The sequence below is a fragment of the Bacillus atrophaeus genome (assembly GCF_001584335.1).
Classification (GTDB): domain Bacteria; phylum Bacillota; class Bacilli; order Bacillales; family Bacillaceae; genus Bacillus; species Bacillus atrophaeus.
In genome coordinates this window covers 736,300-749,361 of sequence record NZ_LSBB01000001.1, presented here as the reverse complement: position 1 = coordinate 749,361, position 13,062 = coordinate 736,300, and the positions used below count along the sequence as shown (strand labels likewise).

Annotated in this window: 10 protein-coding genes; 1 reads left to right on the top strand and 9 read right to left on the bottom strand. The window is 45.9% G+C overall.

What is annotated here, in order from left to right; translation table 11 throughout:
• Window positions 1-4: 4 nt before the first annotated feature.
• From AXI57_RS03690 to AXI57_RS03680, 3 genes are all read right to left on the bottom strand, one after another.
• Window positions 5-1,822 (bottom strand): assimilatory sulfite reductase (NADPH) flavoprotein subunit, encoded by a 1,818-nt coding sequence (locus AXI57_RS03690; protein ID WP_061669267.1) that lies wholly within the window; start codon window positions 1,820-1,822, stop codon window positions 5-7.
• A 317-nt stretch (window positions 1,823-2,139) separates the two neighbouring features.
• Window positions 2,140-4,461, bottom strand: a complete 2,322-nt coding sequence (gene helD / locus AXI57_RS03685) for an RNA polymerase recycling motor HelD (RefSeq protein WP_061669266.1) — start codon at window positions 4,459-4,461, stop codon at window positions 2,140-2,142.
• Between the two features lie 190 nt (window positions 4,462-4,651).
• Window positions 4,652-5,260 (bottom strand): trimeric intracellular cation channel family protein, encoded by a 609-nt coding sequence (locus AXI57_RS03680; RefSeq protein WP_010789927.1) that lies wholly within the window; start codon window positions 5,258-5,260, stop codon window positions 4,652-4,654.
• A gap of 300 nt (window positions 5,261-5,560) precedes the next feature.
• Here AXI57_RS03680 and AXI57_RS03675 point away from each other — a divergent pair, with 300 nt between their 5' ends.
• Complete coding sequence (locus AXI57_RS03675) at window positions 5,561-6,370, top strand: zinc-dependent metalloprotease (RefSeq protein WP_061669265.1); 810 nt, start codon at window positions 5,561-5,563, stop codon at window positions 6,368-6,370.
• 31 nt (window positions 6,371-6,401) lie between these two features.
• On the opposite strand, the gene AXI57_RS03670 is transcribed toward AXI57_RS03675, so the two are convergent.
• From AXI57_RS03670 to csoR, 6 genes are all read right to left on the bottom strand, one after another.
• Window positions 6,402-6,821, bottom strand: a complete 420-nt coding sequence (locus tag AXI57_RS03670; RefSeq protein ID WP_003326925.1) for a disulfide oxidoreductase — start codon at window positions 6,819-6,821, stop codon at window positions 6,402-6,404.
• Window position 6,822: 1 nt separating this feature from the next.
• Complete coding sequence (locus AXI57_RS03665; protein WP_061669264.1) at window positions 6,823-7,494, bottom strand: DsbA family protein; 672 nt, start codon at window positions 7,492-7,494, stop codon at window positions 6,823-6,825.
• A 111-nt stretch (window positions 7,495-7,605) separates the two neighbouring features.
• Window positions 7,606-9,717 (bottom strand): heavy metal translocating P-type ATPase, encoded by a 2,112-nt coding sequence (locus tag AXI57_RS03660; protein ID WP_061669263.1) that lies wholly within the window; start codon window positions 9,715-9,717, stop codon window positions 7,606-7,608.
• A gap of 208 nt (window positions 9,718-9,925) precedes the next feature.
• A complete protein-coding gene (gene copA, locus AXI57_RS03655; RefSeq protein WP_061669262.1) occupies window positions 9,926-12,337 on the bottom strand; it encodes a copper-exporting P-type ATPase CopA in 2,412 nt (803 codons plus the stop codon).
• Window positions 12,338-12,418: 81 nt separating this feature from the next.
• Window positions 12,419-12,628, bottom strand: coding sequence for a copper chaperone CopZ (copZ, locus tag AXI57_RS03650; protein ID WP_010789932.1), 210 nt, complete (start codon window positions 12,626-12,628; stop codon window positions 12,419-12,421).
• A gap of 77 nt (window positions 12,629-12,705) precedes the next feature.
• Entirely contained in the window at window positions 12,706-13,011 is a 306-nt protein-coding gene (gene csoR, locus AXI57_RS03645) for a copper-sensing transcriptional repressor CsoR (protein WP_003326920.1), read from the bottom strand.
• Window positions 13,012-13,062 lie beyond the last annotated feature (51 nt).

The window sequence follows — 13,062 nt, the reverse complement described above, 5'->3', positions numbered from 1 at the left end:
AAAATCAGTATACGTCACGCTGGTAACGTTTTTGCTGCTGCATATCCGCTAAGTATTCTTCCGCTTTTTCGCGGCTCATGCCGCCTTCTTTTTCGATAATATCAATCAGAGCCTGATGCACGTCATGCGCCATGTGCTTCTCATCTCCGCAAATGTAAACAGCCGCTCCTTCTTGAATCCACGCGAACATTTCTTTGCTGTGTTCAAGCATGCGGTGCTGCACATATACTTTTTCGTCCGTATCACGCGAGAATGCAACATCCATTTTCGTCAGCACGCCGTCCTTCAGCCACTTTTGCCATTCCGTCTGGTAAAGGAAATCCGTTACGAAATGCTGATCGCCGAAAAACATCCATGATTTCCCTTCCGCTCCCGCTTCTTCACGCTCCTGCATAAAAGAACGGAACGGCGCAATGCCTGTCCCCGGGCCAACCATAATGATCGGTGTTTCAGGGTTATCCGGCAGTTTAAAATTCTGGTTATGCTGAATGTAGATCGGCAATGTATCTCCCGGCTGAAGACGTTCCGCACACAAAATCGAGCAAACGCCTTTTCTTTCACGGCCGTGTGCATCATACCGGACAGCGCCGATTGTCAGATGCACTTCATCCGGATTCGCCGATAAGCTGCTCGCAATTGAATAAAGGCGGGCCGGCATTTTCCGGAGGATTGCGATAAATTCTTGCGCCGATACGCCCCACGGACCGAAATCGCGGACCAGGTCAAGCACATCGCGCCCTTCAAGATACGCCTTTGCTTTTTCTTCATTGCCCGGCGATAACAGTTCACGCAAATCCTCGTCAGCAGAAAGCTGCGCTGCCTGCTGGAGAAGCGGTTTGGTTAAAACGGTAATTTCAAAGTGAGAAATAAGCGCTTCTTTGAGCGGACGAACGTCTCCTTGTTTATTGACCGTCACCACTTCTTCCGGATCCCAGTTCATTTCCTCCAAAAGCATATCGACAAGAGCCGGATCATTTTCCGGATAAACGCCGAGGCTGTCCCCCGGTTCATATGTGAGGCCTGATCCTTCAAGCGACAGCTCAAGATGGCGTGTTTCTTTGTTTGAACCGCGTCCGTTCAAATTAATATTCTCGAGCACTTCTGCTCTGAACGGATTTGTTCGGGTATATGCCGACTCACCTGATTGAGGCGCCGCTGCCGGAGTTGGCTCAGCAATACCGCTTTGCGCTTCGCTCAAGCCGCCAAGGACCTCTTCAACCCATTCTGCCGCAGGCTCATCATAATCAAGATCACAGTCAACACGCGGAGAAAGCCGTGTGCCGCCGAGCTCTTCCAAACGGGCATCAAACTCTTTTCCCGTTTGGCAGAAAAACTCATAGGAGCTGTCTCCAAGCGCCAATACAGAAAAACGGAGATCATCAAGCTTCGGCGCCCGTCTGCCATGAAGAAACTCATGGAATGACAATGCATTATCCGGCGGGTCGCCCTCTCCATGTGTACTCACCACAATAAGAAGATTTTTTATTTTCTTTAAATTGTTCGGCTTAAAATCGCTCATGGACGAAACGTTTACTTGATAGCCGCGGCCTTCAAGCGTCTTGCCCGTATTTTCCGCAAGCCCCTGCGCGTTGCCCGTCTGTGATCCGTAAAGAATGGTCACTTCTTTTGAAATCGTCTGCGCCGTATCCCCGGCAGGAAGCGCCGCCGGCGCTTCCGCTGTTCCTTGGACAGAACCAGACTGGGCTGCGGCAAGATAACCGCTCAGCCAGATTTTTTGAGATTCGGTCAAGGTCGGCAGAAGGCGGTTAAGGAGCTCTGCCTGCTCCTGATTAAACGGACTGTTCATTACCTGAAGTTGCAACGAAATCCACCTCACAAAGAATATTAACTCATCGTACGTCATTTTTTTAAATAGTTGGTCTTTTTAAAAAAAGCTTCTTATTGAACTTTACCGGAAGATGAGAATTAAGTAAAATAGATAAACATGATGATAACGATTAAGATTACTAATGATAGACTGGAAATAATTTTATTCCTTTGAATGAATTGTTTCCAGTACACTTCTCCAATAAGCCGGGCTTAAAATGCTATTAAAAGACTCAGAATATCCTCACAAAAAAAAGAGAAGGTTCCCCTTCTCCCTCGGCATTATATTACTGTAATGTTCCAGGCACTCTTTTATTTGCCCTCATACAAATGAGATGGAACAGCCTGCAAAAACGGACTTGCTTCACCTAGATAAAATATCGTTACAGCGTGCATAGCGCGCGTGCAAGCAGTATATAACAGCCTGCGGTCGTACTCGGTTTTGTATTGTTCGCCTGATGCATTATAGACAATCACCGCGTCAAATTCGATTCCTTTTGCCAAATAAACCGGAATCAAACAGACTCCCTTTTGGAACGTTTGATTTTCTTTATCAATCAGCCGGATGTCCGTATACTTGCTGATCTCATTGTGCGCCTGTCTGCATTCCTGAACAGTTTTGCAAATAACCGCGATGGTTTCGTGCCCATTTTTCTTGAAGTGCTGTATCGTGTCTTTGATCTTTGCGTGCAGTTCTGCCCGTCCTTCCGTCTTTTGTAGGAGGGGCTTTTCTCCATTCCGGTTAAAAGGTTCAATTTCCGCCCCGTCGACGAGCAGCCCTTTTGTAAACTCAACGATCTGCCTTGTTGATCTGTAGGTTCTCATTAAACGGATATATTCTGCGGCATTTTCTTCAAAACAGGCATCCATACGCTGAGCGCCGTTCATTGCATGCGCGTAGATGGACTGATTGATATCGCCAAGAATGGTCATTCTTGCTGCGGGAAACAAGCTTCGCAAATACACAAGCTGAAACGCCGAATAATCTTGAGCTTCGTCGATAAACAAGTGTTTGATCTGTGTATTTTGTTTCCTGCCTTCAATACTATCCTGCATATATAGAAAAGGCGCCGCATCTTCATAATGCAGCAAGTGCTGCGCAAAACTCGCGCGAGTCAGCTTGCCAATCGCTTCCCACTGCCCAGTTGCGGCATTATCGCCCCAATCAGAAAACATCTGGAGATACAATTGTTTTACATCAATAAAAGCAAGCTGTTTAATCGCATGTTTAATCGGTTTGAACGCCTTCTTTACGATCATGGCCGCCAGCAGCTGCTGCTCTCTTTGATGATCGTTAAAGGTATGCTCGCTGAATTGCTCACGGGTTTGAAGCTTTTTATAGGCTTCTAAAAATTCTTCCTTGTCGAAAAGCTCGATGTCTTGAATAACCCAGTCTTTACGCCGTTCCTTCTTTTCCATCTTGCCGATTTCCAACAGCAGCCATTCCGCGGTCAGCTCCATACGGTTCGGGATGGAAATGCTTTGTTCCAGCGAATAAAAATAGGTTCGTATTTGCTCTTTTGTGATCAGCTTTTCTTCCCGGAAAACAACATTTTTGAATAAAATCCCTTCGGAAGAAAGCCAGTTGACATAACGGTCAATCAATCCTTGAAAAGCCAAGTCCGATTTAAACTGAATACCGGCCAGCCTTGTGGCAGCGATTTTCTCTTCTGTTTCTGACAGACAATATTCCAACTGCTCAAAAGGGCTTTCACATTGAAACTTCCTCCCAAGCCGATGCTCGATATACTCCTGAAACGTTGTCTGTTCCATGTTATCTTCTCCAAGCTCAGGCAGCACGGCGGACACATAGCTGTTAAACAAAAAGTTTGGGGAAAACAGCACAATTTGCCGGGCATCAATCACCCCGCGCCACCGATAGAGCAAATAGGCAACTCGCTGAAGCGCCGCGGATGTTTTTCCGCTTCCCGCAGCTCCCTGAACGATTAAATATTTGCTTGTTTCATTACGGATAATTTGATTTTGCTCTTTTTGAATTGTAGACACGATGTTTTTCATTTGGGTGTTCGAATGGCTGCTTAACACTTCTTGCAGCATCTCATCCCCGATTGTCATATCTGTGTTAAACATTGCCTTAAGCATGCCGTTTTTAATGATAAACTGGCGCTTCAGAACAATCTCTCCTTCTATCGTTTCACCCGGCACCTCGTACTCAGCTTTTCCTGGGGAATAATTATAGTAGAGACTTGAAATCGGCGCCCTCCAATCGTAGACGAGAAAGCGTTCCTCATTCTCATCCATGCATGAGGTCAAGCCAATGTATACTTGTTCCGGTTTCTGATCTCCTTGTTCAATAAAATCAACCCGCCCGAAATAAGGAGATGCCCTTAATTTTTTTATATTTTGAATCTGCCGATATATGTGCCGATGGCTCCGTTCCCTTTCAGACAGAATTTCAGCCTGCTGCTTGATGCTGGAAAACGTTTCGGCAGCTTCATGAGCGTCATCCATGTTAACGGTGACGTCCTCCCAGAAGTTTTTTCTGATGCCGATAATATCATGCTTTAACCCGCCGGCTGATGTTTCGAGCTTCTTCTGTTTTTTGTCCAGCTCTGTCAGTACAGCTTCGACTCTTGACTGCTCCTGTTCCCATTCCTTTTTCTCTTTTTCCATGAACGGCACCTCCGGAAAGTATTTGACAAGCGAAGACAAAATACGGTATAATTAAATTGGATATAAATTTAATATATACAAAAAAATACTAAATACAGTTTATCTTAACATATTTGCCCACCTGAGTTCAAGGTTTGGGTTATTTATAATGAAAAAAACCGATTCCTATTGGATATCGGTTTTTTGTATATTAGTTATTCACATAAAAGGAACGGTTTGGCAGCTTCCATTTAAACATATATGAACAGACGCGGCATGCCACCAGCATAATGAACAGCACGTATAGCCCGACCGAGTTTCCCATCCAGCCAAGACCGACAATTAAACCGCCCAGCGCCGCCCAAACGGCATAAATTTCTGCTTTCAGCACCATCGGCTTTCTTCCGGCAAGTAAATCGCGAACAATTCCGCCCCCGCTTCCCGTCAGTACAGCCGCGACAATGACCGCACTAAGCGGATGCCCCATTTTAACGGCATACAGCGCGCCCTGAATCGTGAAGGCAGCGAGGCCGATCGCATCTGATAAATTTCCCCATTTGTTCCAATGCTTCAGCAACAGTTTCGGAAACAAGAAAACAATCGTAATCGACGCTAAAGCGATTTGAAAGAATGCGCCCTGCTCCCATAAAGCCGAAACGGGCACTCCAATCAGCACATTGCGAATCGCGCCCCCTCCGAACGCTGTGACAATTCCCAATATATAAACTCCTAAAATATCATACTCTTCTTCCATCGCAACAATCGCGCCGCTGACCGCAAACGCAATGATACCAATTACACTGAGCAGTTCCCAAGCCATTCCTCTGACTCCCTTTATTTTTATGAAATTTTCTGACGACCTCTAGATTTTATAATCGCTTCGCTCTAAAATCAACCTCATTTACACAGAAAAAAAGATAAATTTAGAAAGATCAGATAATAATGCTGAAGCAGCCGGGACCATAGCTTATTTTTCGGCATCATTCCATTTTATAAACAGTCACATTGCCCTCTGGAAACTAAAAAAACCCAGAACATTTTTCCTGTTTTTAACTATAGAAGAAGGTATTTCATTATGTGCAGTGAATACATCTACTGTAAAAAAAAGGAGGAATTATGGATGAAGATGCGTTCAATTGCTTTTTCAGTTTTGCTTACAGCGGGTATTATTCCGGGTCTGACATCTGCGGGAAATCTTGAGGCCGGCCACGATCATCACCATCATGCGGAGAAGGCGAAAACAACCTATGCGGATTCGCTTCCGAAGGCAAAAGATTTTAAAGATTATAACGGAAAGGTTCAAATCGAACAAACAGTCGACACAAAGATTCTGGACGAAAACGGCAAGCAGGTCGGCAAAAAACGGTATAAAGCAAATGTTAGGGAAGACAAAGCTTCAACTAAAGCAGGCACCGGAAGACAAAAGGTGAGCGTACTCGCTGTAGCGGATGCTGAATACCGCGCAAAGTACAGTGACTGGCAGACAAGAATTGTCCAAATTATCGAACAGGCCGATGTGGCTTTTAACCGGGATCATGACATTGATTTTGTCGTGCAGGCCGTCCAGCCGTGGACTTCTTCCGGCTCAAACAGCTCTCAAATTCTCTCTAATCTCCAAAACAGCTTCAGGTCCCAAAACTATAAATTTGTTGCCGGTTTTACTGCAAAATCAAGTTTTGACGCAGGCGGCATTGCTTACGTATACAACGGAAAGCCGAGCGGTCCGGCATTCAGCGTCAACCTTGATCAAGGAACAGCGAATACGGCAAAAGCGGCCCAGCATGAGTTCTCCCATAACTTCGGACTTTCTCATGACGCACAAGGAAGCGGCATCCGCTGCATTATGAACTATGATTATTCTTATACCGTCGATACGTGGGACAGTGCCCACAACAGGCAGATTACAACAAACAAAGCTTGGTACCGTTAAAAAAAGCACCCGCTTATGCGGATGCTTTTTTCTATTGTTCAGATTTTTCTCCTTTGACAAAGCACATAAAAATGATGATGAGGATAAAGGCAATCAGCGCCAAAAAAGGAATTGTAATAAAACCGAACCAGTTAATATATTGGCCAGAGCAAGGCACACCGCTTACGCACGGCTTTATCCCGCTAAATCCCGGCACTTTTTGTTCCAGATAATGCATGATCGAAATACATGCTCCGATAATCGACATCGGAAGCACATATTTCTTTACGCGGACATCACCTTGAAACGTTGCGATCCCTAAAATAAGGACAAGCGGATACATGAGAATTCGCTGGTACCAGCACAGTTCACACGGGATGAACTTTTTAATTTCGCTGAAATACAGGCTGCCCAGCATGGCGATAAGAGCGACGACCCAGGAAGCATATAAAAATACAATTCTATTTTTCATGCTACTGCTTTCCTTTCAGCTCTTTTTCTATCGCTTTTTTAATCTCACCATAATCGGCAAAATTCTCAATGACTTTATCATTCACATAAATGGTTGGGGTCGCTTGAATGTTTAATTTATTATTTAGCTCAGAGTCCTTTTCCACTTCCGAAGAAAACGTTTCTTTATCGAGATTTTCCTTCAGCGTAGCAGGATTGACCTTCGTTGTACTCTTTGCGACATTTCCCAGTAACACAGGTGTTACCCACTCTTGCTCTGTATTCGGCTGTTCTTCAAACAGCTTTTCATGAAATGACCAGAAGGAGTCAGGATCTTCTTTCCATACTTCCTCTGACGCAAGAGCCGCCAGCCTTGACCCCTTACCGTGGAACATAACATTTACAAAAGAAAATTTCACATCGCCCTTGTCAATAAAGTCTTTCTGGATTTTTGGAAAAATGTCGTTGTTAAATACTTTGCAGGAAGGACATTTGTAATCTCCGAATTCCACTACCGTTACAGGCGCATCATTCTTGCCGAGCACAGGCTGTCCTTTAATGGACGGCTGACTCGAAACCGTTTCGCTGCTTTGCTGTGTACTATTGTTAATCAAAACGATCCCTGCCAATAACACAACGACGATAACCGTAAGGATAACCGCGAATTTCGCAGAAGACTGCTGTTTCTTTTTCACTCAGACACCTCATCGTTTAAAATTTAAAAAAGAAGCGGCTATGGCCGCTTCTTCATTTTACCAAGACAACCTGTTATAGAAAAGCCTGAAAAAATGAATACTCTCCGACAATTACTCATTTTTCAGTCTCATAATCCGCATAGCGTTCCCCACCGCAAGCAGCGTAACACCGACATCTGAAAAAACAGCCTCCCACATTGTCGCAAAACCAAGCGCTCCGAGCAAAAGGAAAATCGCTTTAACACCTAATGCGAAGCCGATGTTTTGCCATACAATGCGCCGTGTCCGTCTCGCAACACGAATCGCTTCTGCTATTTTGGAAGGCTGATCTGTCATAAGGACGATATCCGCGGCTTCTACTGCGGCATCTGATCCAAGTCCGCCCATTGCGGCTCCGATATCAGCCCGTGCTAGTACAGGCGTGTCATTGATGCCGTCACCTACAAAAATCAGTTTTTCATTGGGCAGGAGTTTGGCTTCCAGTGCCTCTATCTGCTCCACTTTACCCTGCGGCAGCAGATCTGCATAAATGTCGTCGATCCCCACTGACTTTCCGACAGCTTCTCCAGTCTGTTTCGTATCACCTGTCAGCATGATGGTGCGTTTGACTCCGAGTGCTTTTAATGCAGTGACGGCCTGTTTGGCGTCTTCTTTGATTTCATCGGCAATCACAATTGAGCCGGCATACCGATGATCAATCGCGATGTGAACGACGGTTCCCGTCATCCCGGTTTGACCGTGATCAATTTGCTTCTTATCCATCAGCTTCATATTACCCGCCAATATGGCTTTTCCGTTTACCGTTGCTTTAATGCCGTGTCCGGGAATTTCCTCGTAGGACTTAATTGTTTCAGCAGATAGCGTTTTCCCATAAGCTTTTCTGATTGATTCGGCAATCGGATGCTGTGAATGTATCTCAGCTAAAGCAGCAGCCTCGAGCAGCTCTTCTTTTGTAAATTCCCCCGCCGGATTCAATTCAGTCACTTCAAAGCTTCCTTTTGTTAATGTTCCTGTTTTATCAAAGACTGCGTACTTCACCTGGTTCAGCGCTTCTAAATAATTGCTTCCCTTCACGAGTACGCCCGCTTTAGACGCTGCTCCGATACCGCCAAAAAAACCGAGCGGAATAGAGACGACCAAGGCGCACGGACAAGAAATAACTAAGAATATAAGCGCGCGGTACACCCAGTCAGACAGCACGGCACCGGAGATAAGAAGCGGCGGCAAAAATGCCAGAAGCATGGCAATGATGACAACCGCCGGCGTATAATACTTGGCAAACTTCGTAATAAAGTTTTCCGTCTGCGCTTTCCGGCTGCTTGCGTTTTGGACTAAATCCAATATTTTCGAAACAGCGGAATCCTCATAACCTTTTGTAACTTCTATGTGCAGCACGCCGTTTTGATTGATAAAGCCCGCCATCACGTCTTTTCCTTTTTCCGCTTTTTTCGGAACGGATTCACCTGTCAATGCTGATGTGTCAACCATTGACGCTCCGGCTGCAACACGCCCGTCCAGCGGAACATTTTCTCCCGGATTTACAATGATAATGTCTCCGATCTTTACTTCCTCGGGTGAGACAAGACGAATGCCCTCGCCGGTTTTGAGGTTCGCATAATCCGGCCTGATGTCCATTAATTCACTAATTGATTTTCTAGACCGGCTGACGGCTGCTCCCTGAAACAGTTCGCCGATTTGATAAAACAGCATAACCGCAACGCCTTCAGGGTATTGATGAATGATAAAAGCGCCGATTGTGGCCAGAGCCATCAGAAAATGCTCATCAAACACTTGTCCCCGGAAAATATTTTTGATTGCCCTTGCGACAATGTCGCCGCCGATGATGAGGTAAGCCGCGAAGTATAGTAAAAATTCCATTGCCGCGCCGGGATGGGCCAAAAGCGCAATCGCTCCCAGAACCGCTCCCGCCGCAAGTCTTAACAGCATGTGCTGCAATCGTTTTTTATAGCCGTCATCTGCTGGTTTTTTCTCATGTTTCGGGCGGACAGTCACATGGGATTCAATTGATTTTACCTTTTTCGCCACCTCATTCAGCAGCCATTGTTCATCTTTTTCGCTAGATGAGACAGTTAACGTGCTTGCCGCAAAATTGACTGCGCACGAGTCAATTCCGTCAATGCCCCTGACGCCATTTTCAATTTTTTTCGCACAGTTGCTGCAATCCAAACCGTTCAGCATAAATTCCTGCTTGCCTTTTTCCATCTGTCTCACCTTACCTTCCGAATTAGGGTTCCCGCTTTACACTTATGAATGAGCATTGTTTAACACATTTATATATATGAGCATATAATCATATATTGATTACTTATATTATATGGCGGTTTCGGAAAAATTGTCAACGAATAACTGTCCAATTTTTTTACAAAAAAACCGTTTTCTCAACTGCTGAGAAAACGGCTTTTGGAAACAATCATTTTGCCCTCTGCAAACGTAAGGCATTTAAAACAACTGACACTGAGCTAAACGCCATTGCCGCTCCCGCTACCCACGGTGCTAAGAAACCGAAGGCTGCGATCGGAATGCCGAGTGTATTATAACCGAGCGCCCAAAATAAATTTTGTTTAATGTTTTTCATCGTCAGACGGCTCATTCTAATGGCATCTGCAATGCTGTTTAGATCACCGCGGATCAATGTAATGTCCGCTGTTTCCATCGCGATATCTGTCCCGGTTCCGATTGCCATGCCGATATCAGCCGTTGCAAGAGCGGGCGCGTCGTTTATGCCGTCTCCGACCATCGCCACCCGACTTCCCGTTTGCTGTAATCTGGAGATTTCTTCCGCCTTTTCTTCTGGGCGCACCTCGGCAATCACACGGGTGATGCCCGCTTCTTTCGCAATGGCTTCCGCCGTTTTGCGATTGTCTCCCGTCATCATAATGACCTCAAGTCCCATAGACATCAAGCGTTTCACAGCTTCCCGCGACGTCTCTTTAATGGTATCGGCTACTGCAATCAGCCCGGCCGGTTCCCCGTCAACAGATACGAGCATGACGGTCTTCCCTTCACCTTCAAGAGCTGACATTTGAGAAAGAAGAGCCTCATGCTGAACCCCTTCACTTTCCATCAATCGCCTTGAGCCGACAAGAATCGTTTTGCCTGCCGCTTCAGCCGAGACGCCAGCACCGATTTTCGCTTCAAAACGGGTCAGCTTCGGAATGTCGATTCCTTTTTCTTTCACCCCGGCAGCAATCGCTTCGCCAAGCGGATGCTCTGAGCCTGTTTCGGCGGCCGCCGCCAGCCGCAGCAGCTCTGTTTCTTCGAACCCGTCAGCTGCAACAGCGTCCGTCAGCACCGGCTTCCCGTTTGTGACCGTCCCTGTTTTATCAAGGACAATCGTATCGAGGCGATGTGTTTTTTCAAGGTGCTCTCCACCTTTAAAAAGGATGCCAAATTCGGCTGAACGTCCTGAGCCTGCCATAATACTTGTCGGGGTGGCTAAGCCAAGAGCGCAAGGACAGGCGATCACAAGAACAGCGATGAGCTTGCTGATCGCTTCACCAACATCACCGGGAGCCGCCCAGAAATACCATATAAGGAACGTGATAACCGCAATGCCTAACACAATCGGCACAAAGATACCGGAAATCTGGTCTGCGAGTCGCTGAATCGGCGCTTTTGAACCTTGCGCCTCTTCGACTACCCTGATAATTTGCGAGAGAGCGGTGTCTTTACCTACATTGACAGCCTTGATTTTCAAAAAACCGTTAGCATTCATCGTCGCACCTGTCACACTGTCTCCCGGAGACTTATCGACAGGAATACTCTCGCCTGTAATCATTGATTCGTCCACTGCTGAGCGGCCTTCGGTTACCTCTCCGTCAACAGGAATTCTTTCGCCGGGCTTCACATAGACCAAGTCGCCCGTCATGACGTCTTCAATCGGGATGACTTGCTCCTGCCCATCTCTGACAACAGTCGCTGTCTTTGCTTGAAGCTTCATGAGTTTCTTGATTGCATCGGATGATCGGCCCTTCGCTTTCGCTTCAAACCGTTTGCCTAATAAAATAAGCGTCAGCAATATGGCGCTTGTTTCATAATAGAGACCGTCGGTATGGCCGTGAGCGCCCAGGCTTTGAATGGTAAGATAAAGACTGTATACATAAGCGGCTGTGGTGCCAAGCGCAACTAAGACATCCATATTGGCGCTTTTGTTTCTAAGCGCTTTGTACGCTCCCGTATAAAACGGCCAGCCGATGACGAACTGCACAGGAGTCGCAAGGGCAAACTGCATCCATGGATTCATGAAGATATCCGGCACCCAAATAAATGATGTGAAAGAAAAATGGCTTACCATCGCCCATAGTAAAGGAAACGATAGGATCGCTGAAAAGATGAGCCTTACCGTCTGCTTCCGCTGTTCCTTTTTTAGCGGACTTTCGGTTTTGCCGTCTGCTTCCCCTTTTTGCTCAAGCTGATAACCGAGCTTTGCGACGGTTTCTTTCAAATCAGTGATGGTAACCTCTTTGGGATTATATTCTACAGCCACTGTTTCTAAAGCAAAGTTCACCTGGGCGCTGCTGACTCCTTCTGTTTTGTTCAGCCGTTTTTCAATTCGGTTCGCACATGCAGCGCATGTCATGCCGGCTATTTGAAACTCTGCTTTTTCCGTCACTACTCCGTAGCCAAGCTTTTCAATTTTTTCTTTAATGGCGGCCGCTCCTGTTTCAGAAGGGTTATACGTGATGTTTGATGTTTCGAGTGCCAGATTGACATGGGCGTCCGCAACTCCATCCATCCGTTTCAGCCCTTTTTCAATTCTTGAAGCACACGCCGCACAGGTCATGCCTGATACTTGGAGCGCAATCTCTTTTTGTTCACTCAACATACTCACTCCTCAGATACACCCAGGGGGTATATGAAAATGAAAGAAAATCGCGCCAGAATAAAAAGCGCGATAGGCGGATCAGCCGGCTACGTCATAGCCTTGGTCTTCAATGGCATCGGTGATCTCTTTCAATGAAACTTGATCGGCATGAAAGGACACATCGACTTCCCCCGCTTCAAGGTTGACATGAACCGCGCTTACGCCGTTCAGCTCCCCCACACTGCTTTCAACTGCTTTGACGCAGTGCTGACAGGACATTCCTTCTACCTTTATTGTTGTTTGTTCCATGATTATATTCCTCCCTGTTTTCTTATTCCGATTTCAGTCTACCATACCCCTGTAGGGTATATCAATAGGCACACTCATTAAGCTTTCGCGAATTTTTTAAACACATCAAGAAGCTCAGTAATGGCTTGCTCTCCGTCACCGCTTTTGATTGCATCTGACACGCAATGATGCGTATGATCTTCAAGCAAATGAAGGGCAACTTTTTGCATCGCCGCCTGAACGGCTGAAATTTGAACCAGAATGTCTACACAGTAACGATCGTTTTCGATCATGTTTTGAATGCCTCTTACTTGCCCTTCAATCCGTTTTAAGCGGTTTGTGATTTGTTCTTTATCGTTTGAACTTTTATGATTTAATGTTTTATGGTCAGTATGTTTTTCCATGCGTACACCTCTGATTTTTTTGATTAGTTCCCATTATACTTACTGTTGAAC

Excerpts from the sequence above, each read along its gene's own strand:
- helD (WP_061669266.1), bottom strand. The coding sequence starts at position 4,461 with ATGGAAAAAGAGAAAAAGGAATGGGAACAGGAGCAGTCAAGAGTCGAA.
- AXI57_RS03680 (WP_010789927.1), bottom strand. The coding sequence starts at position 5,260 with ATGGCTTGGGAACTGCTCAGTGTAATTGGTATCATTGCGTTTGCGGTC.
- AXI57_RS03675 (WP_061669265.1), top strand. The coding sequence starts at position 5,561 with ATGAAGATGCGTTCAATTGCTTTTTCAGTTTTGCTTACAGCGGGTATT.
- AXI57_RS03670 (WP_003326925.1), bottom strand. The coding sequence starts at position 6,821 with ATGAAAAATAGAATTGTATTTTTATATGCTTCCTGGGTCGTCGCTCTT.
- AXI57_RS03660 (WP_061669263.1), bottom strand. The coding sequence starts at position 9,717 with ATGGAAAAAGGCAAGCAGGAATTTATGCTGAACGGTTTGGATTGCAGC.
- copZ (WP_010789932.1), bottom strand. The coding sequence starts at position 12,628 with ATGGAACAAACAACAATAAAGGTAGAAGGAATGTCCTGTCAGCACTGC.
- csoR (WP_003326920.1), bottom strand. The coding sequence starts at position 13,011 with ATGGAAAAACATACTGACCATAAAACATTAAATCATAAAAGTTCAAAC.